This is a genomic window from Tardiphaga sp. 172_B4_N1_3 (genome assembly GCF_052076035.1).
GTDB lineage: Bacteria > Pseudomonadota > Alphaproteobacteria > Rhizobiales > Xanthobacteraceae > Tardiphaga > Tardiphaga robiniae.
Genome location: NZ_CP197238.1, coordinates 2,121,617 through 2,142,873, shown reverse-complemented (window position 1 = coordinate 2,142,873; position 21,257 = coordinate 2,121,617). Strand labels below are relative to the sequence as shown.

Below are 21,257 nucleotides of genomic sequence, written 5' to 3'. Positions count from 1 at the left end.
CCTCCCTGATTGTCGGTGCGGGTTGTCCCGCTTGGGAGGGAGTGAAGGCTTGAGATTGGGAAGAGTCAATCCTGTGCGCTCTCGGTCGTCATGCCCGGACTTGTTCCGGGCATCCACTCCTTGGCCGCAACGTTAGACGTGGATGGCCGGGACAAGCCCGGCCATGACGGAGTGAGGGTCGTTCTACGAAATCGTCACGCCGGCGGATGAAAGCCCATCACCTTGCCGGTCTTGTAATCAACGAACTTGCCCGTCTCCGTCCATGACGGCAGGCAGAGCGGCACGATGGTCTCGGCAACTTGCGCCGGCGTGTCGAGCGTCTCGGGATCCTCGCCGGGCATCACAATGGCGCGCATATGCGTGCGCACGGGGCCGGGATTGAACAGGTTGACGCGGATATTCGTGGTCGCGGTCTCGTTGGCCCAGACCCGGACCAGCGTTTCCAGCGCAGCCTTGGAGACGGCATAGGGGCCGCGATAGGCAGAGGCCTTGCTGGCGGTGCCGGATGTGAGGAACACCGCGCGGCCCGCATCGGACTGCTGCAGCAGCGGCTCCATGCAGCGGATCAGCTGGAAGTTGGCCGTGAGGTTGGTGGCCATGGTGTCGTTCCAGGCCTTCATCTCGATATGGCCGAGCGGCGACGAGGGGCCTGCGACGCCGGCATTGCCGACCAGAATATCGAGCTTGCCGTGACGCTCATGCAGAGCGGCGCCGAGGCGCGACAGGCCGTCGAGATCGGTGACGTTCAGCGGCACCAGCGTGGCACTGCCGCCTTCGGCGCGGATCGCGTCGTCGAGTTCTTCGAGGCCGCCCTGGGTGCGCGCCACGGCGACGATGTGCGCGCCGGCCTTGGCCAGTGCGAGCGCGGTGGCATAGCCGATGCCGCGCGAGGCGCCGGTGACGAGGGCGATACGGGAGGCGAGGGGAAGGGTCATGGCGCGGCTCATAAATCTCAGGCGTCATCCCCGCGAAGGCGGGGATCCATATACGGGAGGGTTATGATGCGGAAAGGTGGTTGTGTCTAATCCAGAGCCAAACAAATTAGATCGTGGCTATGGATCCCCGCTTTCGCGGGAATGACACCCGATAAGACTGCGATCAGCTCGCCTCAGCCAGCAGCGAGAGCTGCCGCGGGGCGTCGATCTCGCTCATGTCGGTGAGCGGGGTCGGATAGTCGCCGGTGAAACAGTGATCGGCGAATTTCGGATGGGCGGGATCGCGGCCGGGTTCGCCCATGGCGCGGTAGATGCCATCGACCGAGACGAAGGCCAGCGAGTCCGCGCCGATCAGGTCGCGCATTTCTTCCAGCGTGTGCGTGGCGGCCAAAAGACCCGCGCGGTCCGGCGTGTCGATGCCGTAATAGTCGGGATGGGTGATCGGCGGCGAGGCGATGCGGAAGTGGACTTCCTTGGCGCCGGCGTCGCGCATCATCTTGACGATCTTCTTCGACGTGGTGCCGCGCACCAGACTGTCGTCGATCAGCACAATGCGCTTGCCTTCGATGGCGGCGCGGTTGGCCGAATGTTTCATGCGCACGCCGAGTTCGCGCACGCTCTGGGTCGGCTGGATGAAGGTGCGGCCGACATAGTGATTGCGGATGATGCCGAGTTCGAACGGCACGCCCGAAGCGCGGGAATAGCCGATCGCGGCAGGCACGCCGGAGTCCGGCACCGGCACGATCACGTCGGCTTCCACATGGGTCTCGCGGGCGAGCTGTTCGCCCATCGCCTTGCGGGTGTCGTAGACCGAGCGGCCGCCGACGATCGAGTCGGGGCGTGCGAAGTAGATATATTCGAAGATGCAGGGGCGTGGCGCTTGCGGCGCGAACGGCTTGTGGCTCTGCGCGCCGTTCTCGTCGAACACGATGACTTCGCCAGGCTCGATGTCGCGGATGTACTTGGCGCCGATGATATCGAGCGCGCAGGTCTCGGATGCGAGGATCGGCGAGCCGTCAAGTTCACCCAGCACCAGCGGGCGGATGCCGAGCGGATCACGGGCGCCGACCAGCTTCTTGTTGGTCAGCGACACCAGCGCATAGGCGCCTTCGATGGCGCGGAGTGCTTCAATATAGCGGTCGATGAAACGGTTGCGCTTGGAATGCGCGACGAGGTGCAGGATGACCTCGGTGTCGGTGGTCGACTGCATCATCGCGCCGTTCTTCACGAGCTCGCGGCGCAGGGTCAGACCGTTGGTGAGGTTGCCGTTATGGGCCACTGCAAAACCGCCGGCATTGAGTTCGGCGAATAGCGGCTGGACGTTGCGGAGAATGGTTTCGCCCGTGGTGGAGTAGCGGGTGTGGCCGACGGCGGCGGTGCCGGGCAGGCGCTCGATCACTTCGCGGCGGGAGAAGGTGTCGCCGACGAGGCCGAGGCGACGTTCGGAATGGAAGCGCTTGCCATCGAAGGCGACGATGCCGGCGGCTTCCTGTCCGCGATGCTGGAGGGCGTGGAGACCGAGCGCGGTGATCGCCGCCGCATCGGGATGGCCGTAGATACCAAATACACCGCATTTTTCGCGGAGCATGTCGCCGTCGAGATCGGGATTTCGCATGGTGGTGCTCGCGTCGTCGGAAGGGCTCTGCATCGGATCCATCGCGCCTTTCAGGTGTCGCGAGAAACTAAGAACGCCTAGCGTCCCGCCGGTTTGCCATCGATCAGCTTTTTCAGGCTGTCGCGGGCAGGTTTGGAATAGCCATCCGCGGCGCCGGGCGCTGCGGGCTCGGCGTCGGTCGTATCCTCATCGGGTTTGTTTTTCTTGAACCTCTTCAAGATGGTGTTTTCAGGGTCATCCGGCAAGAGTGCCATCAGCCAATCGCCGGTTCCCTGCAGCACGACGCGCGATTTGGCACCCGTGACCCAGTCCGGACGCTGCTTGTCCGGGACCAGCCATGAGAAGAACAGGAAGGCGACGACCACGATCAGGAGGCCGCGGGCGAGGCCGAACAGGAAGCCGAGCGTGCGGTCCAGCGCGCCGATGCGCGAATCCAGGATCATGTCGGAGATGCGGACGGTGATGATCGAGACCACGATCAGCGTGCCGATGAACACGCCGGCCACCACCACGATGCTGGCGACGGTATCGTTGTTGAAATAAGTTTTAGCGGTCGGGAGCAGCTTCTGGAAAGCAAATAGGGTGACCAGCGCCGCCGCGCCCCAGGCCGCGATCGACAGGATCTCGCGCATGAAGCCGCGGACCATGGCCAGCAGGCCGGAGATCAGCATGACGCCGAGCAGGACAAGGTCGAGAATCGTGATCGGCATCGGCTGGTCAGGTCCGCTCGTGAATCAGAAACCGCGAATCGGCACAGGCGGCCGCTTCAGGTGACGGTGATATGGCACGTCTCGCAAGGCCGGAAAACCGCTATCGGCCGCAAGAGCACACCAGATCACACCATTGTTCCGCTTTCGGCAGAGTGCCTTAACGGAGCGTGTTGCACATCTGCGCAGTCTGTCGCGCGCGCATTCTATAGCGGCCGCGGGAGCGCAGGTCACGTCGCTGTCAGCCGTCCTGGCGCTTGAATCGCGCGGGTACGGTATTTTTCTCGGCATCTGTGCTTTTGCTGTTGTCGCGCGTGGGTTTGACGCCGCGCGCAGCGATATCGGCGACCAGCGAGGTCAGGCCGCCGATGGTATTCAGCGACAGTCCGGCATCGCCGCCGGGGTCGCCGCGCGCCGATTCCGGCAGCACTGCGCGGCCGAAGCCGAGTTTTGCCGCCTCTTTCAGCCGCGCCGAGGTCTGCGCCACCGGGCGCACGGCGCCGGACAGCGAGATTTCGCCGAAATAGACCGCGTCGGTGGGTAGCGGGGCATTGCAGAGCGACGACACAAGTGCTGCGGCCGCGGCCATGTCGGCGGCGGGCTCGTTGATGCGCAATCCGCCGGCGACGTTGAAATAGACGTCGTAGCCCGACAGCTTGACCCCGCAGTGGGCCTCCAGCACTGCCAGCACCATCGACAGCCGGGATGAATCCCAGCCCACCACGGCGCGGCGGGGGGTGCCCAGTGTGGTCGGCGCAACCAGAGCCTGCAGTTCCACCAGCACCGGGCGCGTGCCCTCCATGCCGGCAAAAACGGCGGTGCCCGGCGAGCCGAGATCGCGATCGGACAGGAACAGCTCCGACGGGTTGGAGACCTCACGCAGGCCGAGACCGGTCATCTCGAACACGCCGATCTCGTCGGTGGGGCCGAAGCGGTTCTTCACCGCGCGCAGGATGCGGAACTGCTGCGAGCCTTCGCCCTCGAAGGACATTACGGCATCGACCATATGCTCGACCACACGGGGCCCGGCGATCTGGCCGTCCTTGGTGACATGGCCGACCAGGATGATGGTGGCGCCGGATTTCTTGGCAAAGCGAATGAGCGCCTGCGCCGAGGCACGGACCTGAGTCACTGTGCCCGGCGCGGATTCCACGGTGTCGGTCCACATGGTCTGGATCGAGTCGATCACGATCAGCCGCGGCACCGTGCCTTCGGACAGCGTGGCGATGATATCCTCGACCGAGGTCTCGGACGCGAGCTGCACCGAGGCGTCTGCAAGGCCCAAACGCGACGCGCGCAGCCGCACCTGTGCCACGGCTTCTTCGCCGGAGATGTAGACGACGCGATGGCCGGCCCGCGCCATCAGGCTGGTGGCCTGGGTCAGCAGTGTCGACTTGCCGATGCCGGGATCGCCGCCGATCAAGAGCACCGAGCCGCGCACGAAACCGCCGCCGGTGACGCGGTCGAGCTCGCCCATCCCCGAGGCAATGCGCGGCGCATCGTTGCTCTGGCCGGTCAGGCTTTCGAGATTGAAGGTGCGCCCCTTGCGCTTGGAGCGCGCGCTGACCGGAATCGTGGTGACGCCGGTGGTGTCCTCTTCGGCCAGCGAATTCCACTCGCCGCAGGCGTCGCACTTGCCCTGCCACTTGTTATAGGCGGCACCACAATTCTGGCAGACGAAGGAGAGGAGGTTTTTGGCCATTGGCGGAAGGAATCGCGACTGTGGGTGTTTTTGGTTTGTTCTCTTGGTCTACGCGGTTGAGCGGGGCATTTGCAAGTTTCTTCTCGAAGGGTTCGCCAGCCTCGCCGGGTGGGACGCATCGACCGGCACATGGGCAAGGTCTATTTGGTTGCCAAAATTCCGACGCGCGAGAACTGGTCGGCAATGTCGGCCTGGATCGCCTTTGCCGCGGCGATGCCGGAGGTGCAGCCTCTGCAGTGGTCCTGTTCAACTTGGCGATTGCTTACGCTCGGTAGACGCGCCGCGAGCAGCAGTGGTGAGCAATCGAGGCTGCTCGACCAACGAGCTGAGCCGCAGTCCAGCGCTTCGCGAGTCCAATTTGTTCCGCGCAGGAGCTCGCGTGGAACTGCCATGCGACGAATCCTTCATTAACCTCCGCCCGATAGCCTCACCGCAGTGACGTCAGCGTGAGGTGTGCCGTGCGTATTTTGATAATCGTGCTGGGTGCAGCGACGCTGGCGACGCCGGTACTTGCCTCTGACTATCGTGATGCGCGCTATCGCGCCGGCACCGCGCGCTATCCCATCACGATGGATACCGGCATTCGCGCGCCGCCGCCGCTTTACTATGTGGAAGCGCCGCCGCGTTATGTGCGGGATCTGAGAACGGGCGAACCGGGCCAATGGGTGGTTCGCCAACCGAGTGTGTTCGAGCAACTCTTCGGGCTGCCCCGCGACGGTTATTAGGTTGGCTGCTGAGGCCGATTGATCTCACGTCGGGCTCTGCGGTGAATCCAGGCGCAGTGCAGCTGTGTCTGCCTTGGCATCCTCATATGTTGCCGTCATCAAATCTTAAGCACGTTCATCAAGGTAAATATCAGGACCGCGTTGACCGGTGGTGGTGCTTGGCTGAGTGTCGCGCATCAGAGCGATACGAACTCATTTCAAACAAGCTCGCCACGGGGTCTCATCATGACAAAATTGATTGCTGCTGCGATGTTCGCCACTGTTGTCGCCGGAATGGCGATGCCCGGTGTTGCCTCGGCGGGTTGCTATAACTGCTACACACCGCCGCCGTGCCAGACCTGCTATCAGCAGCAGGTGGTGCCGCCGCAGTATCGCACGGTCGAAGAGACGGTGATGGTGGCTCCCGGCCGCACCGTCGCGCGCCGCACGCCGGCGCAGTACGAGACGGTGATGGTGCCGAAGACCGTGATGGTTGCGCCTGCGCGCGTCGATTACGAGCGCATTCCGGCGCAATACGCCACGCAGCAGCGTGTGCAGATGGTCGCTCCGGCGCATGTCTATTACGCACCGGTGCAGCAGGGCTGCTCGACCTGCAATCGCGGCTTCAGCGTCGGCTCAAGCTACGGATACGGCTACTAAGCCGCGGGTAGCTCAGATTTTCAGGACTGCGATCGGCCGCCTCAGGGCGGCCGATTTGCGTTTGGGGAGGGCGGTGCAGGCAGTCAGGACAAGCCGCTCTTGGCTTTCTCGCATGCGTGGAATATATGATTCATATACGAATCATATATGAGGATCCCCATGGGTATCGTGAATATCGATGACGATCTGCACGATCAGGTGCGCAAAGCGTGCACAGTATCGTTGCGTTCAATCAATGCGCAGGCTGCCTATTGGATCAAGATCGGCATGCTGTGCGAGACCAATCCGACGCTCAGTTTCAACGAGATCATGGCGCGTGAACTCAGCTCCGCAGGCGTTTCGGCTCAGCCGCTGGCTGTCAGTGCAGCATGACGAAGCGGCCTGAGGAACTGGCCTTGCTGGCCGAATCCGGGCGGCTCCTGGCGTCCGTCTTCGGGCTGCTGGATCGTACCTCGCTCGCCGGCCTCTCGACGCTTCAAGTGAATGAAATGGTCGAGCGGTTCATTGTCGACGATCTCCAGGCCCGGCCCGCAAGCAAGGGCCAATATGGCTATGGTTTCGTGTTGAATGCGTCAGTGAACGATGTGGTCTGCCATGGCATTCCATCGCAATCGCATGTGCTTCGCGACGGCGACATCGTCAATTTCGACATCACGCTCGAGAAGAACGATTACATCGCAGATTCCAGCAAGACCTATCTCGTTGGCAAGGTGAATCCGGCCGCCAGAAGGCTAGTCGAGACCACCTATGAGGCGATGTGGATGGGCATCCGGGCGGTTCGCCCGGGCGCACGGCTCGGAGACATCGGCTGGGCGATCGAACGACAAGCCAGGCGCAATGGCTATTCCGTGGTGCGTGAATATTGCGGTCACGGCATCGGCCGGGAGATGCATGAGGAACCACAGGTTCGGCACTTCGGAAAGCCGGGGACGGGCCTCGCCCTGCGTGAGGGGATGGTTTTCACGATCGAGCCGATGCTCAATCGCGGCCGGCGGAGTGTGAGAACCATGGGTGACGGTTGGACTGTTGTGACGAGAGACGGGTCGCTGTCCGCGCAATTCGAGCACACCGTTGCCGTGACAGCGTCCGGCGTGTCGGTGCTGACGCTGCGTCCCGACGAACCAGGGCTTGGACTCTTAAGCGCGTAATCAAATCGGAATTTTCGCTTCCGGAGCTGTAGCCGATGTCGCGCTTCGTTGCAGCAGCGGCGTAGCCCACCTGATCGCCGTTTGAAACGCAGAGGTCATCTCCCTGCGGTGATGACCTCTGCGCACAACTCGCCGTCAGCAGCACCATTTCCAAATGAAACTGCGGCATCGAGGTCGAATTCGGAGAGCGGGACGGGCCGACCGAACAGAAACCCCTGGACGAGGTCCACGCCTGCAGCCTGCAGATATTCAAATTGCTCTTCGGTCTCGACACCCTCCGCCGTCGTTGCGATGCCAAGACCATGGGCCAGCGCAAGCACCGAGGACACTACCGCTGCGCAATCGCGGCGATTGGGAGCGCCTTGTGCGAAGGATTTGTCGATCTTGATCCTGTCGAACGGGAAATTGGTCAAATAACTCGCCGTTGAATAACCAGTGCCAAAATCATCGAGCGCTATGGAGATGCCGAGATTCTTCAGCTGCCGTATCGTCCCCAGATGCGCCGTCGCGTTCTCAAGAAGAGCGGTCTCCGTGATTTCCAACTCCAGCCGTTCAGGCGAAAGACCCGTCTCCATCAGAGTATCCAGCATGACGTCGAGCAGCTTTCCCTTGCTGACTTGAACCGCTGAGATGTTGACCATGATCTTGAGGTGAGCCGGCCACGACGCTGCATCCGTGCAAGCCTGGTGCAGGATCCACTCGCCAAGAGGAAGGATCAGCCCCGTCGTTTCCGCGAGCGGAATAAATTGATCGGGAGCGATGAGTCCTTTCGACGGATGCCGCCAGCGGACCAGCGCCTCAGCGCCGCGGATCTGCCGCGTCTTGGCGTCAACCACCGGCTGATAGTGCACCTCGAATTCATTTCGCGCGATCGCGTCCCGCAGTTCGTTTGCCAATATCTTCTGCGAGTGGGCAGCCTCGATCATTTCGGACTGGAACAGGCGAAAATCGTTTCGCCCGCCGGTCTTGGCGTCGTAGAGCGCGAGATCTGCTTTTCTCAACAGGTCCTCGGGATCGACGCCCTGTTCCGGAGCCAGGGCAATTCCAATGCTGATCCCGATGCTGGCCTGGTGGCCGTTGAGATCAAATGGCTGAGCAATGGCATCGATGATCCTGAGGGCAAGCACGATTGCCCCCTCCTGCGGATTGGGTCCTCCGTCCTGGATGATCGCAAACTCGTCACCCCCAAGGCGGGCCAGCACATCGGTTTCGCGAGTCGATGATTTCAGCCGTTGAGCGAACTCAACAAGCAAACGATCCCCAGCGGGATGTCCCAGCGTGTCGTTAACGGTCTTGAATCTATCGAGGTCGAGCATGACCACGGCAAAGCCATCGTCATGGCGGCTAAGACGCTGGCTCGCCTCCTCAAGTTTCTCGGTAAACAGTGTTCGGTTGGCAAGTCCCGTGAGCGCATCGTGACGCGCCAGGTGAACGATCTCGGCCTCTGCGCGCCGCCGTTCAGTGATATCTTCATGCGTTGCAACCCAACCGCCGTCCTTCATCGGCTGTCGGGTGACGAGTATCAATCGCCCATCCACAAGTTCATCGACCCTGGCCGAGCTTGAATCTGTCGAATGCTGGCCCAATTCAGCTATCTTTTTCCTGATGGCTGGTTCGCTCGTCCCGCCCTTGAGAATGCCACGGGAGACGCGATCGGCGATGATAGCCTCATGAGGCGTCCCGACTTTCAACAAAGCCGCAGGCAACTGGTATAGTTCCGCATAACGATCATTCCAGACAACGAGCCGTTTCGCTCCGTCGAACATGCAGAGACCCTGCGACATGTTGCTCAGCGCAATGTCGAAGCGTTCGTTGGTCTGCTCCAGCTCCACGGCTTTCGTGGCCAGCAACTGCTCCCTGTGTTTTTGCGCCGTGACATCTTCATGAGTCGCCAGCCACCCTTCGGTCGGCATCAGATGGCGCGTCATCGAAATGAGGCGCCCGTCGACAAGCTCCTGGACCTCTTTCTCCAGTTTCAGTTTGGCGTCGACAAGGACATCCGCAGCCATTTCGCAATTTGTTCTCTTCGCCCGGCGATATTCAATGATTTGCCGCAGCGTAGTCCCTGGCTTCACCTGTTCCTCGCTGAGGTGATAGATTTCCGCATAGCGCGCATTTGAAAGAATGATCCTCTGCTCCCCATCAAACAGCGAAAGACCCTGCGACATGTTGTTCATCGCGGCGTCGAAGCGCATGTTGATCCGCTCGAGTTCAGCAGCTTTATCAGTCAACAAGCGCTGTGCGCGTTTCTGCTCGGTGATGTCTTCATGGGTTGCGACCCATCCGCCATCCGCAATCGACCTGCGTTGAATTAAAATCACGCGACCGTCGGCAGTCATAAAAATCTGTCTTTGCTTCGTCGGAATCTCCTGAACATCCCCCTCGATGGACAAATCGTGCTTTCCGCGATCTTTGAGGGCCTGCAGCATGAGAGACAAAGGTGTTCCGGGCCTGACGAGTTCTTCCGGGAAACCGTACATCTCGCGGAAGCGGCCATTCGAAACCACCAGATTCTTGTTCGCGTCAAACAGGCAGAGCCCTAGCGACATGTTGCTCAAGGCAGCATCGAACTGCATGTTCGTTCGTTCCAGAATCCTAGTTTTCACGGCAAGACTATTCGTCTGGCGCAAAATCCTAAACGTGCCGAACAAGATGACGGCAACGATCATGGCGACGAGCGGGCCCACCATGTAAAGGTGCTGGCGCCATGGTCCCAGCACCTCACTGCGGGCGTATGTGATGACCAAGACCAGGGGCAGTCCGGGCACAGCCTTGTACCCCGCGAGGCGCGCGATGCCGTCGATAACGCCTATCGTCTCGTAGGTGCCCGCTTCCGATTTTGGCAGATATTCGGAGACGAGCGGGCTATCCGCGAAAGATTTTCCGATGGCTCCTTTTCTCGCGGGCTCTCGCGCAAGAACCCGCCCCGTGCCCGCGCGATGCAGCAACAGCACGGATCCGCCCTTGCCGACATCGATCGCGCGATAGACCTGCGTGAAATGTGTCGGGTCGAGCGGCGCAGTTACGACCCCTGCAAAGCTGCCGTCGGCGTTGCTTAACCGGCGCGACGCCGCCGTCAACCATTTGTCGGTGACAGCCGAGGGATAGGGGGGCGCAATAAACAGCCGGCCATCGGTCTGATCGCGTTGAGCGGTGAAGTGCAACATGTCGGAGATATTGCTTCGCGGCGGCGTGCGATCGTAGGAATGCGCCAGAAGGTTACCGGCTGCATCTGTCCAGCCGACGGCAACGACGATCGATGAGGCCTTCTTGAGAAGACGCAAGGCGGTATTTGTGGCTTCGGGCGTTGCATACTTTCCCGAAAGGTTATCTTCGCGAATTCTCTCGGCTTCGAGCAGTGTTCGATCGATCCCCTCAAAGGTCAGCGCCGTGTGTTCGGCGAGAATCTCGGCGATGTTCAGTGCTGCCTTTCTTGCCTCAGAAAGCGCCGCATGATGGCGCGCCTGCAGATCCACCAAAAACACAACGATGATCGACGTCGCAAAGAAGACGCCGAGCACCACCAATGAAAATCCTGGCAGCCGGGCCAGTCTTCCATAGAACGCGCGCATGAAGCGTCCAGTAGTCGTTACAAATGAAACAAATGAAATTCCGGATTTCAGCGTGGATGACGAACCTTAATAATAGGTTGGAAATATTGGCTTTACTGTACGCGGCGAGGCAAAGGATTATGTTGCACTGCGCACGTTGGAAATGCGGATTCGCGAGATACTAATACCTGTTGCTGGTTGATCGCCATCTATGAACATCAGTCGTACGTACTTGTAAGTAATCGATACAACTTTAAACAGCGCCAGTTTCCAGCGGCCCGCCGTTTGGAAATCTCCTGTTGGCGCTTTTCGGACCCGAGTCGATGTCCTGTTTGAGCCTGCAACTCGCGGGGTAGCGGACATACTTACCGCGATTTGTGAGTCCACGCCCTAGATCAGCGCCATGCCTGACAGCACCATGCTTGCGCCAGCCAGAAGCATGATCCCGTCCATGACCAGGCGGAACGTCTCGACGCTCAGCTTCAGTACGTAGCGCTTGGCGATGAATGCGCCGGCCATCAGCGAGGCGCCGGCGATCAGGCCTTTCACAAGCACGTCGAGATCGAGCGCGCCAAACCGCTGGAAGGTGACAGACTTGCTGAGATACAGGCCGAGCGAACTCGCGGCTTCGGTGGCGAGGAAGGCGCCCTTGGCGAGGCCGTAAAACAGAAACAGCGGCACGCTGAGTGGGCCGCTGGAGACGACGATGCCGGTCAGATAGCCAATGATCGCGCCGCCCAGCGCGAGTTGCCACAGGCTGATGGTGAAGGAGCGCCGCGCCAGCCAGTGGCGCAGTGGCACCATGGCAATGAAGAACAGTCCGATGGTGAGATCGACCACGTGCGACGGCAGCACCAGCAGCGTGCGTGCGCCCAGGGCTGCAGCTGGAATGCCGGTGAGCGAATAGGCGGCGGTGGCGCGCCAGTCGACCTCGCGCCACCAGGCGAGGATGCGCGACAGGTTGGCCATCACGGCGGCGACCGCCATGATCGGCACGGCTTCCTTCGGCCCGAATTGCCAGACCAGCACCGGCATCAGCATGATCGACGAGCCGGTGCCGACGATCCCGGAAATGGTGCCGGCGATAAGGCCGACCGTGCAGACGAAGATGAAGTTCAAGGCGCGACTCTCCAAGCGCGGGACGTTACAAGAGCGCTCCAGTCGTGTGGGTGCAACCGATCCGATGGGAGACGACGATGCCAGTCACAAGAATAGTCACCGGAGAATGGGCGCGGGGCCGTGAGATCGAGGTCATCGAGGCCGTGCAGTCGGCGATGCTGGCGGCGCTCAAAATTCCCGACTGGGAGACCGCGACGTGACGGTGGACACCTATAGCGAAACGCAGCGCATCGTGCCGACCGGGCGCTCGCAGCGTTTTACGCGGGTCGAGATCACGATGTTTGCCGGCCGCTCCATCGAGGCCAAGCGAAGCCTCTATAAGACGATCGTGCAGAACCTTGCGGCGCTCGGCGTTCCGGAACTCGAGATCAAGATCGTCCTGAACGAACAGCCTTTGGAGAACTGGGGCGTGCGCGGCGGCCTGCCGGCCTCCGAGATCGAACTCAGCTTCAAGGTCGACGTCTAGGACGCGGCGGCGGGCTCTGCGGCGGCGGTGCCGTCGTCGCCCTTGTAGACCCGCAGGTAGCGTCGGCCGAGGCTGGTCAGCACCTCATAGGCGATGGTGCCGTAGTGATGCGCCAGTTCGTCGACGGTGATGCCGTCGCCGATCAGCGTCGCCAGATGGCCGCGGCGGGCGGCGTTATGGGGCAGGTCGGTGATGTCCACCGCGAGCAGATCCATGGAGATGCGGCCGGCGATTGGGCAGCGCTGGCCGGCGATAATCACCTCGGCGCCGCGGGTGCCGTCGCTGCTGCCGGCAGCGCGGAAATAGCCATCGGCATAACCGGCCGCGATGATCGCAAGTCTGGTCGGACGCCGCGCCACCCAGGTGGCACCGTAGCCGACGCTGTCGCCGCGCTCGACACTGCGGGTCTGCAGGATGCGCACTTTGAGATCGACCACAGGCGCCATCGGATTGTCGGCTTCCGGCGTCGGATTAACGCCGTAGAGCGCGGCACCCGGACGCATCAGATCGAACTGATAGGCCGCGCCGAGATAGATGCCCGACGAATTCGCGAGGGATGCCGGCACGCCGGAGAACAGCGAGGACGCCTCGCGGAAACTGGAATATTGCCGGGCGTTCATCGGATTGTGTAGTTGTTCAGCACAGGCGAGGTGGCTCATCACCAGCGTGAAGCCGTGATCGCCCGAGCCGAGGCGCGGGATCAGGCCCTGGACGTCAACCAGGCCGAGGCCCAGCCGGTTCATACCGGTGTCGATATGCACCGCCGCGCCGCCCTTCCAGCCGGTGCGGCGGCAGAACATGTCCCATTCGGCGAGTTCGTTGAGATCGCCGATCACCGGCTGCACATTGATGGCGGCCAGCGCATCGCCAGAATTCGGCGGAAAACCGTTCAGGAGATAGATCGCGGCTTCGGGCGCGGCCGCGCGGGCGGCGCGAGCTTCGTCGAAGGTCGCGACAAAAAAGGTCTTGCAGTTCGCCTTCGCCAGCGCGCGCACTACGGGGGTGATGCCGCAGCCATAGGCGTCTGCCTTCACCGCCGCGCCGCATTCGGCAGGCACGCCGTGTTTTTCGAGCTTGCGCCAATTGGCGACGATGGCGTCGAGGTCGATGGTCAGCATGCCGCTGGCGTCTGCGGGCAACTCCATATCCGCGGGAGTTGTTGGTTTGGGGGCGGAGACGCTGTTCATCGAAATGTCCTGACACAGGGATCGTGTGATGGGATCACACGATCGAATTCTGCGCCGCACAATATGCGCGCGTCAGAGACGGTTCAACCGCACCCGCGTCACTCCTGCGGGGCGCGGAACTGGGCGCCACCGGCGAGATCGCTGAAGCGGGTGAACTGGCCTTCGAACTGCAGGTCGACGGTGCCTGTGGGGCCGTGACGCTGCTTGGCGATGATGACTTCGGCCTTGCCGTGCGCAAGATCCATCTCGAGCTGCCATTTCTCGTGTTCGGGCGTGCCGAGTCGCGGCTCCTTAGCCTGCAGATAGTATTCCTCGCGATACACGAAGACCACCACGTCGGCGTCCTGCTCGATCGATCCGGATTCACGCAAGTCGGACAGCTGCGGATGCTTGTCTTCACGATTTTCGACCTGACGCGAGAGCTGCGACAGCGCCACTACCGGGCAGTTCAATTCCTTCGCCAGCGCCTTGAGGCTGGTGGTGATCTCGGTGACTTCCTGCACGCGGTTGTCGGAGCGCTTGCCGGAGCCCTGCAGCAGCTGGATGTAGTCCACCATGATGACGTCGAGGCCCTTTTGCCGCTTCAGGCGGCGGGCGCGGGCGGTGAGCTGCGAGATCGACAGGCCGCCGGTTTCGTCGACGTAAAGCGGCAGGTTCTGCAGCTTGATGGTGTAGTCGCGGATCTTGTCGAATTCGGCTTGGGTGATGCCGCCGCGGCGGATCGCGCTGGAGGAAATCTCGGTCTGCTCGGCGAGAATACGCGTGGCGAGCTGTTCGGCGGACATTTCGCAGGAGAAGAAGCCGACGACGCCGCCATTGATGGTCTTCATGCTGCCGTCGGGCTGCACTTCGGACTGATAGGCGGCGGCGATGTTGTAGGCGATGTTGGTGGCGAGCGAGGTTTTGCCCATGCCGGGACGTCCGGCGAGTACGATCAAGTCGGAGCGCTGCAACCCGCCCATACGGGCGTCGAGATCGCGCAAACCGCTTGAGATGCCCGACAGCTTGCCGTCGCGCTGATAGGCGTTGGCCGCCATATCGAGCGCGGTGGTCATTGCCTGGGAGAAGCGCTGGAAGCCGCCGTCATAGCGGCCGGCTTCGGCCAGCTCATACAGCCGGCGCTCGGCGTCCTCGATCTGGGCGCGGGGGGCGAAATCCACCGGCGCGTCATAAGCGACGTTGACCATGTCCTCGCCGACATTGATCAGCTGGCGGCGGATTGCCAGTTCGTAGATCGTGCGGCCGTAATCCTGCGCATTGATGATGGTGGTGGCTTCGGCGGCGAGGCGGGCGAGATATTGGCCCACGGTCATGCCGCCGAGATCCGTGTCGGTCGGCAGGAAGGTCTTCAGCGTCACGGGTGTGGCGATCTTGCCGGCGCGCACGATGGCAGCGGCCGTTTCGAAGATCGTCTGGTGGATCGGCTCGAAGAAATGCTCGGCCTTGAGGAAGTCCGAGACCCGGTAGAAGGCGTCGTTATTGACCAGGATCGCGCCCAGCACGCCCTGTTCCGCCTCGATATTGTGCGGCGCCGACCGATAGGCCGGGGTGCCCGCCTCGGGGGTGAGCTTGAGAACGTTCGAATCGAATGCGGCCATGGTCTCTATTGGGTCTTCCGAATTGGGCGGATGAACGGCGTGGTCACGCGGGCGTCGGCGACTAAGCGCCTGACGGTCTCCGAGTGGAAGGACGAAGCGGCCTTATGCACGATTCACACATCAAGGCGGGGGAATTCCGGCCGGTCGCGCGCATTGCGCTTGACGCTTCCACCGCAGCAAGGGGAGGGGTCTGAATCATTGCTTAAGGAACCCGGAAAAATTGCGCCCCGCGCCTGAACCGGATGGCGATCTCTCGCACTTATAAGAGAGCCAGCCACTGACAGGCATGGCAGTGCCGGAACCCCACGGGGAGCCGGGCGTTGGCTTCAAAACGAATAAGAGGCGAAGGATAGATCCATGGGCCAGCGTCACCAGCATCCCGATGCCGGAACTCAGGCTGCCGGAACCGACGGTTCTGCGTGGTTGTCCACGCTGATCGACACGTTCGAGCGCACCGCGCAGCTTGAAAATGTCCCATGCGATACGAAAGCGCTCTCCGCCGCCAAAGCGCGCCTCCAGCGCCCCGCCATTTTGCGGCCACGGCCTATCTTGCGCCGCCGGCAGGCGACGCTCCTATTCCAGCACTAAACCAGCCTATTCGCCGGCAATTTGCAGACGCGGTTGCTGGGTCCGTTCCCTGGCTCGAAGCCGATCTTCCTCCCGCCCGATATAATCCCGCGTGAACGGCACCACGTCCTGACGTTTGGTGAGCTGGATCTGGAAGTTCATCACGTTCTGCATGCGAAACGACATTTCGGACGCCGCCAGATAGAACTCCCACATTCGCGCAAAGCGCTCGTCATAGAGCCGCACGGCTTCCTCGCGTCGTGCCATGAAGCGCTCGCGCCATGCCTTGAGCGTCTCGGCATAATGCAGCCGCAGGATTTCGATGTCCGAGACCAGTAACCCGGCCCGTTCAATGGCCGGGAGAACTTCCGACAAAGCGGGGATGTAGCCGCCGGGGAAAATGTACTTGGCGACCCATGGATTGGTGATACCGGGTCCCTCAGGGCGGCCGATGGAGTGCAGCACCATGACGCCGTCCTCTGTCAGGAGTTCAGCGCATCGCTTGAAGTAGGTGTCGTAATGGTCGACGCCGACATGTTCGAACATGCCGACGGAGACGATGCGGTGGAATGGACCGGGGATGTCGCGATAGTCCTCGAGCAGGAATTTTGCGCGGTCTTTGACGTTTTTCTCGCCGGCCCGGGCATTGGCGACCTGCAGCTGTTCGGTGGACAGCGTAACGCCGGTGACATTGGCACCGGTCATCTCTGCCAGATAGAGCCCAAGCCCGCCCCAGCCGGAGCCGATGTCGAGTACGCGTTGGCCTTTTTCGATGAGCATCTTGGCCGCGAGGTGGCGCTTCTTGGCGAGCTGGGCGTCGTCCAGGGTCGCGTCCGGTCCTTCGAAATAGGCGCAGCTATATTGCTTGTCGGCATCCAGAAACAATGAGTAGAGCCGGCCGTCCAGATCGTAGTGATGGGCAACGTTGTTGCGGGAGCGCTTGCGGGGATTGAACTGCTGGGCGTGGCGCAGGACGTAGCGGAGCCACCATTGCAGCTTGGCCCAGCGGGGCGCCATGTCGGGCTGGTTCAGGGCGATGGCGAGCAGGTCGGCAATGGTGCCACGCTCCATAACGAGGAGCCCGTCCATGAATATCTCGCCGAGTGCCAGTTCGGGATCGAGAAGTAGTCGGCGTTGGGCGGCTTTGGTGACGAAGCGGGCAGAGACGGGAAGTCCGGAGCCATCACCGAAGGTGAATTGTTGGCCGGAGGCCGTAGTGAAGGTTATTGCCCCTCGGCGAATGTACTGACTCAGGAAGAATCGCAACAGACGGTCCATCGAAATCACCCCAATGATCCGATCACGCGCAAACTGAAGCAACAGCGTAACTTCCCGCCGTGCACGAGATCAACTGTCTCCCTAGCTCTTGAGTAGAAGATAGTAGTGGTGCACCGCCTGTGCCAATGCGCACGCTGCAATGCCGCTATCCCGATTGTTCCGATCACATCGTTGCGATATGTCGATGCTTCCATTCACGTCACAATCGGATACAAGGTGATCCGCGTGATTAAGCTAGCCACATCAGGAGATTGAAATGTTGAGCCGAGCGCTCAGTTTAGCGACGGTGATGCTCCTGATTGGCTTCGCGGCAGTCCCGGCACAGGCCCAAAACCTCGAAGCCGGAAAGTCACCCTCCCAGATTTTCGCGGGCGGCTGTGCCGTCTGCCATAAAAGTCCGCGCGGGCTGCTGAAGACGGTGGCGCCCGGTCAGTTGCCGGCCTTCCTGCGCCAGCACTACACCACAAGTACAGATATGGCGGCGTCCATGGCCGCTTATGTCGTGTCCAACGGCGCGGCCGACCGCCGTCCTGCCGGGGATAACCTGACGCGTCAGGGCCGTGAACTCACGACCGGGCAGAAGCCGGCCCCGGCCGATGCCAAGCCCGGTGCTGCGCCGCCGTCCGAGGCTCCGCCGCCGGGACGCCGGCTACGTCCGCAGGAGGCCGCCAAGCCCGATGCCGATGTTGCACCAGCTCAGGCCGAGCCCGGCACGCGCCAGGGCCGCAATGCCCGGCGACAGGCGCGCCCGGCGACAGACAATCCCGAAGCGAAGCCCGATGCGGCCAAGCCCGTAGACGCACAGTCGCCGGCTGCCGCCGAAGCAGAGCGTCCCGCGCAGAAGCAAAAGCTCGGTAAGAAGGGGCGCCGTCATCAGGAAGAGCCGCCGAAGGCCGAACCTGTGAAGGACGAGCCCAAGGTCGAACCCAAGACTGAGCCGAAGGCTGAACCCAAGTCTGAGCCACGGCCTGAGCCGGCCAAGACCGAGCCTGCGAAGCCCGCTGAAGAAAGCAAGCCTGAGGCGAAGCCCGAAGCCAAGCCTGAGACGCCGGCACTTCGTCCAGATCCCGTTCCGTCGGTCACGCCGGCTCCGAAGGCGCCTGAAGGGGAAAGCCGTCCGGCGCCTGCCGAGCCGGCGCCTCCTGCGCCGGCAGCCCCTGCGTCTCCGCCCGCAGCAACGCCGGCCCCGGCTCCAACGCCTCCGCCAGCCGTAGCTCCGCCGCCAGCGGTCGTGCCTCCCGCAACTCCGCCAGCGTCCGCGCCGACTCCTGTGGCTCCAGCCGCGCCTTCGCCGGCACCGGCCGCGCCGCCACCACCGCCTCCCGCGTCGGCTGCACCACCGGCGCCTCCGGCCTCGTCAGGCTCGCCGGTGCCGCCGATCTCGCAGTAGAAGGTCAACCGTCTCTCAACAACGGAATAAAAAAGCCCGGCCAATCTGGCCGGGCTTTCTCGTTTGAGCAGAAGCTTCGTGTGGGCTTAGCCGTTGTCTTCTTCGGCGTTGCCCTGTGCGTCCGGATCGAAGAACTCGCCGGCGGCGGCGAGTGCTTCGGCGGCTGCGTCCTGATCTTCCTGACGGCTCGAGATGTCTTCGCCGCGGTTGATGCGCTCCGCTTCGTCGGCCGAACGGGCAACGGTGACGCTGACGCTGACTTCGACTTCCGGATGCACGGCGATCGAGATCTTGTGCTGGCCGATGGTCTTGATCGGCGCGTCGAGCAGAACCTGGCTGCGGGCGAAGGTGACGCCGTCAGCTTCGAAGGTGGCGATGATGTCGCGCACCGACACCGAACCGAACAGCTGACCGGTTTCCGACGCCTGACGGATGATGACGACGTTGCGGCCGTCGATCTTCTCGGCAACTGTGGTGGCTTCCGCCTTGGCCTTGATGTTGTTGGCTTCGAGGTCAGCCTTCATGCCGTCGTACTTGGCGCGGTTGTCGGCGGTGGCGCGCAGCGCCTTGCCACGCTTCAGCAGAAAGTTGCGGCCGTAGCCGTCCTTGACGCGGACGACTTCGCCCATCTGGCCGAGTTTGGCGACGCGTTCGAGCAAAATGACTTCCATGATCGTTCTCCTTTAAGTGTTGAGCAGGTGTTGAGTTGAGTTGGTCAGGCCACCGTCGAAGAAGGTGGCTTGCGTGCGAGAAAACGTTGGCGAAATCCGAAGAAGGCATCGGCGAGGCCGAGGCCAACCATGGTGAGGATGGGCCAGCCGAGGACGAGCACCATGGCGTAGGTCAGACCGAGCACCATCACGCGGCTTTTCATGCCCATGGTCAGCGTATGCAGCGCGGCGAAGCCGGTGAGGGCATAGGCCATCATCAGCGCCGACGTGACGATCTGTGAAAAGATGCCGACGATGCCGCCCATGAAGGACAGCGCGACAGCCAGACACAGCGCGACCATCGTCATCGGCGGCAGTGCTGCGGATTTCAGCTCGGGCCACGGCCGATTCAGCCGGCCCGATGTCACGATGATGCGGCCGGCGAGCCAGAGATTGAGCGTCAGCGTCATGATCGCGACGATGGCGGCGGCAGCCGGCGCGATCGTCACCAGGGCATTGATGACCTGTTCGGAGTCGCCAGCGCCGCCGCGCGATCCCAGGATGCGGGTCAGAGCGCGGCGCAGCGCCGAGACGATAGTGTCGCCATCGGTGCCGAGCGTCAGCAGCGCGCCCATGGTCGTGAATGCGGCGAAACCCGCTGTCCACAGCAGCATACGGCCCACCGGATACCATTCGACCACGGGGGGTGTCGCGGCCGCGCCATTCACGCCCGGCACTTCTGCAGTCACTGGACGGCCGAGCAATGCGAGATGGCCAAGCCACCAGGCGGGCAGTGCCACGGTGAAGACGAAGGCGGCAAGATAGGGCATGCCGAACAGCAGGCCGAGCGAGGTGCCGGCTGCGATGCCGCCGATGGCAGCAGTCACCGGACCCCAGCCGAGAGCGGCGACCATCAAGGGCAGCGGCGCGAGATAGAACAGCAAAAGGGAAATCAACGCGCCCGAAATGATCGAGGCGAACATTAGCGCTGAGGCAGCGCCGGCGGCAAACGCGATGAGAAGACTTGCGATCATCAGCTGTCCCGCCCCCTTTGAGCGGTTAGAGGCACTTGCCCCAACCATCGGCGACCGGACGACCCGGAAACCTTATGAGAAATAGAAGCGACCGGCGGCGCGAGGCCGCCGGCCGAAAACCGCCTTAGCGGATAACGTAGGGCAGCAGGCCGAGGAAACGCGAGCGCTTGATGGCGCGGGCGAGTTCACGCTGCTTCTTGGCGGAGACGGCCGTGATGCGGCTCGGCACGATCTTGCCGCGCTCGGAAACGTAACGCATCAGCAGCTTGGAATCCTTGTAGTCGATCTTCGGCGCGTTCGGACCCGTGAACGGGCAGGTCTTGCGACGGCGGAAAAACGGACGACGTGCACCAGCTTCAGCCATTATTCTTACTCCTCAACCGATGCTGCTTCGTCGTCGCGCGGACGACGCGGACCACGATCACCACGGAAGCCACCGCCTTCACGGTCGCCACGGAAACCGCCGCCTTCGCGGTCGCCACGGAAGCCACCGCCACGGTCGTCGCGTTCACGATCACGATCAGCCTTGCGCATCATGGCGCTCGGGCCTTCCTCGTGCTCTTCGACGCGGACGGTCAGATAACGGATGACGTCTTCGCTGATACGCTCCTGGCGCTCAATCTCGGTGACCGCCGCGGACGGGGCATCGAGGTTCATCAGCACGAAGTGCGCCTTGCGATTCTTGTTCATGCGATAGGTCAGGGAGCGCACGCCCCAGTTTTCCATCTTCACGACCTTGCCGCCGAGACCTTCGACGATGCCGGTCATCTGGGTGGTGAGGTCTTCGACCTGCTGTGCGCTCGCATCCTGACGTGCGAGAAATACATGCTCATAAAGAGGCATGGCTGTCCTTTCCAAGGTTAGCGCGTTTCCCGGCGGCAAGCCCTTCGAACCCTTATGGAAAGGACTCGATATTGCTCAGAAGGCGGGAGCACGGGACGACGGA

Annotated in this window: 22 protein-coding genes; 8 read left to right on the top strand and 14 right to left on the bottom strand. The window is 62.2% G+C overall.

From position 1 onward, the window contains the following. Positions 1 to 194: 194 nt before the first annotated feature. From AB7783_RS09960 to AB7783_RS09940, 5 genes are all read right to left on the bottom strand, one after another. Positions 195 to 935, bottom strand: coding sequence for an SDR family NAD(P)-dependent oxidoreductase (locus AB7783_RS09960; RefSeq protein ID WP_441277516.1), 741 nt, complete (start codon positions 933 to 935; stop codon positions 195 to 197). 163 nt (positions 936 to 1,098) lie between these two features. Then, positions 1,099 to 2,592 carry an amidophosphoribosyltransferase gene (gene purF / locus AB7783_RS09955; protein ID WP_175366158.1) on the bottom strand — a complete coding sequence of 498 codons (1,494 nt, stop codon included), beginning with the start codon at positions 2,590 to 2,592 and terminating at the stop codon, positions 1,099 to 1,101. A gap of 35 nt (positions 2,593 to 2,627) precedes the next feature. After that, a complete protein-coding gene (locus AB7783_RS09950) occupies positions 2,628 to 3,260 on the bottom strand; it encodes a CvpA family protein (RefSeq protein ID WP_068731040.1) in 633 nt (210 codons plus the stop codon). A 238-nt stretch (positions 3,261 to 3,498) separates the two neighbouring features. Beyond that, complete coding sequence (gene radA, locus AB7783_RS09945; RefSeq protein WP_120292301.1) at positions 3,499 to 4,959, bottom strand: DNA repair protein RadA; 1,461 nt, start codon at positions 4,957 to 4,959, stop codon at positions 3,499 to 3,501. A gap of 140 nt (positions 4,960 to 5,099) precedes the next feature. Beyond that, positions 5,100 to 5,351 (bottom strand): hypothetical protein, encoded by a 252-nt coding sequence (locus tag AB7783_RS09940; protein WP_439058631.1) that lies wholly within the window; start codon positions 5,349 to 5,351, stop codon positions 5,100 to 5,102. Positions 5,352 to 5,417: 66 nt separating this feature from the next. Here AB7783_RS09940 and AB7783_RS09935 point away from each other — a divergent pair, with 66 nt between their 5' ends. From AB7783_RS09935 to map, 4 genes are all read left to right on the top strand, one after another. Further along, positions 5,418 to 5,684 carry a hypothetical protein gene (locus tag AB7783_RS09935; protein ID WP_139285819.1) on the top strand — a complete coding sequence of 89 codons (267 nt, stop codon included), beginning with the start codon at positions 5,418 to 5,420 and terminating at the stop codon, positions 5,682 to 5,684. Between the two features lie 279 nt (positions 5,685 to 5,963). After that, positions 5,964 to 6,323 carry a hypothetical protein gene (locus AB7783_RS09930; protein WP_441279674.1) on the top strand — a complete coding sequence of 120 codons (360 nt, stop codon included), beginning with the start codon at positions 5,964 to 5,966 and terminating at the stop codon, positions 6,321 to 6,323. 159 nt (positions 6,324 to 6,482) lie between these two features. Continuing rightward, positions 6,483 to 6,695, top strand: coding sequence for a ParD-like family protein (locus AB7783_RS09925; protein ID WP_441277515.1), 213 nt, complete (start codon positions 6,483 to 6,485; stop codon positions 6,693 to 6,695). Next, positions 6,692 to 7,471 carry a type I methionyl aminopeptidase gene (gene map / locus AB7783_RS09920; RefSeq protein ID WP_441277514.1) on the top strand — a complete coding sequence of 260 codons (780 nt, stop codon included), beginning with the start codon at positions 6,692 to 6,694 and terminating at the stop codon, positions 7,469 to 7,471. The genes AB7783_RS09925 and map overlap by 4 nt, the downstream gene beginning before the upstream one ends. A gap of 95 nt (positions 7,472 to 7,566) precedes the next feature. On the opposite strand, the gene AB7783_RS09915 is transcribed toward map, so the two are convergent. Next, entirely contained in the window at positions 7,567 to 11,043 is a 3,477-nt protein-coding gene (locus tag AB7783_RS09915; RefSeq protein ID WP_441277513.1) for a bifunctional diguanylate cyclase/phosphodiesterase, read from the bottom strand. 369 nt (positions 11,044 to 11,412) lie between these two features. Beyond that, positions 11,413 to 12,141, bottom strand: a complete 729-nt coding sequence (locus AB7783_RS09910) for a sulfite exporter TauE/SafE family protein (RefSeq protein WP_309945537.1) — start codon at positions 12,139 to 12,141, stop codon at positions 11,413 to 11,415. Positions 12,142 to 12,218: 77 nt separating this feature from the next. On the opposite strand from AB7783_RS09910, the gene AB7783_RS09905 reads away from it, so the two are divergent. After that, positions 12,219 to 12,341, top strand: a complete 123-nt coding sequence (locus AB7783_RS09905) for a hypothetical protein (protein WP_441277512.1) — start codon at positions 12,219 to 12,221, stop codon at positions 12,339 to 12,341. Then, entirely contained in the window at positions 12,338 to 12,607 is a 270-nt protein-coding gene (locus tag AB7783_RS09900) for a tautomerase family protein (RefSeq protein WP_441277511.1), read from the top strand. The genes AB7783_RS09905 and AB7783_RS09900 overlap by 4 nt, the downstream gene beginning before the upstream one ends. On the opposite strand, the gene alr is transcribed toward AB7783_RS09900, so the two are convergent. Both alr and AB7783_RS09890 read right to left on the bottom strand, forming a co-directional pair. After that, complete coding sequence (alr, locus tag AB7783_RS09895; RefSeq protein WP_441277510.1) at positions 12,604 to 13,794, bottom strand: alanine racemase; 1,191 nt, start codon at positions 13,792 to 13,794, stop codon at positions 12,604 to 12,606. The two genes, AB7783_RS09900 and alr, sit on opposite strands and share 4 nt — an antisense overlap. Positions 13,795 to 13,892: 98 nt before the next feature. Further along, positions 13,893 to 15,392 (bottom strand): replicative DNA helicase, encoded by a 1,500-nt coding sequence (locus AB7783_RS09890; RefSeq protein WP_068731048.1) that lies wholly within the window; start codon positions 15,390 to 15,392, stop codon positions 13,893 to 13,895. 357 nt (positions 15,393 to 15,749) lie between these two features. Between AB7783_RS09890 and AB7783_RS09885 the strand changes: the two genes are divergently transcribed. After that, positions 15,750 to 15,980 carry a hypothetical protein gene (locus AB7783_RS09885; protein WP_441277509.1) on the top strand — a complete coding sequence of 77 codons (231 nt, stop codon included), beginning with the start codon at positions 15,750 to 15,752 and terminating at the stop codon, positions 15,978 to 15,980. Between the two features lie 6 nt (positions 15,981 to 15,986). Here the strand turns inward: AB7783_RS09885 and AB7783_RS09880 are convergent, their stop codons facing one another. Next, on the bottom strand, positions 15,987 to 17,237 hold the full coding sequence (locus AB7783_RS09880) for a class I SAM-dependent methyltransferase (RefSeq protein WP_441277508.1): 1,251 nt from the start codon (positions 17,235 to 17,237) through the stop codon (positions 15,987 to 15,989). Positions 17,238 to 17,493: 256 nt separating this feature from the next. Between AB7783_RS09880 and AB7783_RS09875 the strand changes: the two genes are divergently transcribed. Further along, positions 17,494 to 18,627 (top strand): hypothetical protein, encoded by a 1,134-nt coding sequence (locus AB7783_RS09875; RefSeq protein ID WP_441277507.1) that lies wholly within the window; start codon positions 17,494 to 17,496, stop codon positions 18,625 to 18,627. Positions 18,628 to 18,713: 86 nt separating this feature from the next. Here the strand turns inward: AB7783_RS09875 and rplI are convergent, their stop codons facing one another. The 4 genes from rplI to rpsF all read right to left on the bottom strand — a co-directional run bounded on the left by rplI (position 18,714) and on the right by rpsF (position 21,154). Beyond that, on the bottom strand, positions 18,714 to 19,298 hold the full coding sequence (gene rplI / locus AB7783_RS09870) for a 50S ribosomal protein L9 (protein ID WP_089263933.1): 585 nt from the start codon (positions 19,296 to 19,298) through the stop codon (positions 18,714 to 18,716). Between the two features lie 44 nt (positions 19,299 to 19,342). Further along, positions 19,343 to 20,311 carry a hypothetical protein gene (locus AB7783_RS09865; RefSeq protein ID WP_441277506.1) on the bottom strand — a complete coding sequence of 323 codons (969 nt, stop codon included), beginning with the start codon at positions 20,309 to 20,311 and terminating at the stop codon, positions 19,343 to 19,345. Between the two features lie 124 nt (positions 20,312 to 20,435). Further along, positions 20,436 to 20,675, bottom strand: a complete 240-nt coding sequence (rpsR, locus tag AB7783_RS09860) for a 30S ribosomal protein S18 (protein ID WP_002711478.1) — start codon at positions 20,673 to 20,675, stop codon at positions 20,436 to 20,438. 5 nt (positions 20,676 to 20,680) lie between these two features. Continuing rightward, positions 20,681 to 21,154 (bottom strand): 30S ribosomal protein S6, encoded by a 474-nt coding sequence (rpsF, locus tag AB7783_RS09855; RefSeq protein ID WP_068731054.1) that lies wholly within the window; start codon positions 21,152 to 21,154, stop codon positions 20,681 to 20,683. Positions 21,155 to 21,257: the final 103 nt, after the last annotated feature.

What these genes read in the sequence shown, in the direction of transcription:
- AB7783_RS09960 (WP_441277516.1), bottom strand. Translation starts at nt 935, where the DNA reads ATGACCCTTCCCCTCGCCTCCCGTATCGCCCTCGTCACCGGCGCCTCG.
- purF (WP_175366158.1), bottom strand. Translation starts at nt 2,592, where the DNA reads ATGGATCCGATGCAGAGCCCTTCCGACGACGCGAGCACCACCATGCGA.
- AB7783_RS09950 (WP_068731040.1), bottom strand. Translation starts at nt 3,260, where the DNA reads ATGCCGATCACGATTCTCGACCTTGTCCTGCTCGGCGTCATGCTGATC.
- radA (WP_120292301.1), bottom strand. Translation starts at nt 4,959, where the DNA reads ATGGCCAAAAACCTCCTCTCCTTCGTCTGCCAGAATTGTGGTGCCGCC.
- AB7783_RS09940 (WP_439058631.1), bottom strand. Translation starts at nt 5,351, where the DNA reads ATGGCAGTTCCACGCGAGCTCCTGCGCGGAACAAATTGGACTCGCGAA.
- AB7783_RS09930 (WP_441279674.1), top strand. Translation starts at nt 5,964, where the DNA reads ATGCCCGGTGTTGCCTCGGCGGGTTGCTATAACTGCTACACACCGCCG.
- AB7783_RS09925 (WP_441277515.1), top strand. Translation starts at nt 6,483, where the DNA reads ATGGGTATCGTGAATATCGATGACGATCTGCACGATCAGGTGCGCAAA.
- map (WP_441277514.1), top strand. Translation starts at nt 6,692, where the DNA reads ATGACGAAGCGGCCTGAGGAACTGGCCTTGCTGGCCGAATCCGGGCGG.
- AB7783_RS09915 (WP_441277513.1), bottom strand. Translation starts at nt 11,043, where the DNA reads ATGCGCGCGTTCTATGGAAGACTGGCCCGGCTGCCAGGATTTTCATTG.
- AB7783_RS09905 (WP_441277512.1), top strand. Translation starts at nt 12,219, where the DNA reads ATGCCAGTCACAAGAATAGTCACCGGAGAATGGGCGCGGGGCCGTGAG.
- alr (WP_441277510.1), bottom strand. Translation starts at nt 13,794, where the DNA reads ATGAACAGCGTCTCCGCCCCCAAACCAACAACTCCCGCGGATATGGAG.
- AB7783_RS09890 (WP_068731048.1), bottom strand. Translation starts at nt 15,392, where the DNA reads ATGGCCGCATTCGATTCGAACGTTCTCAAGCTCACCCCCGAGGCGGGC.
- AB7783_RS09885 (WP_441277509.1), top strand. Translation starts at nt 15,750, where the DNA reads ATGGGCCAGCGTCACCAGCATCCCGATGCCGGAACTCAGGCTGCCGGA.
- AB7783_RS09880 (WP_441277508.1), bottom strand. Translation starts at nt 17,237, where the DNA reads ATGGACCGTCTGTTGCGATTCTTCCTGAGTCAGTACATTCGCCGAGGG.
- AB7783_RS09875 (WP_441277507.1), top strand. Translation starts at nt 17,494, where the DNA reads ATGTTGAGCCGAGCGCTCAGTTTAGCGACGGTGATGCTCCTGATTGGC.
- rplI (WP_089263933.1), bottom strand. Translation starts at nt 19,298, where the DNA reads ATGGAAGTCATTTTGCTCGAACGCGTCGCCAAACTCGGCCAGATGGGC.
- AB7783_RS09865 (WP_441277506.1), bottom strand. Translation starts at nt 20,311, where the DNA reads ATGATCGCAAGTCTTCTCATCGCGTTTGCCGCCGGCGCTGCCTCAGCG.
- rpsR (WP_002711478.1), bottom strand. Translation starts at nt 20,675, where the DNA reads ATGGCTGAAGCTGGTGCACGTCGTCCGTTTTTCCGCCGTCGCAAGACC.
- rpsF (WP_068731054.1), bottom strand. Translation starts at nt 21,154, where the DNA reads ATGCCTCTTTATGAGCATGTATTTCTCGCACGTCAGGATGCGAGCGCA.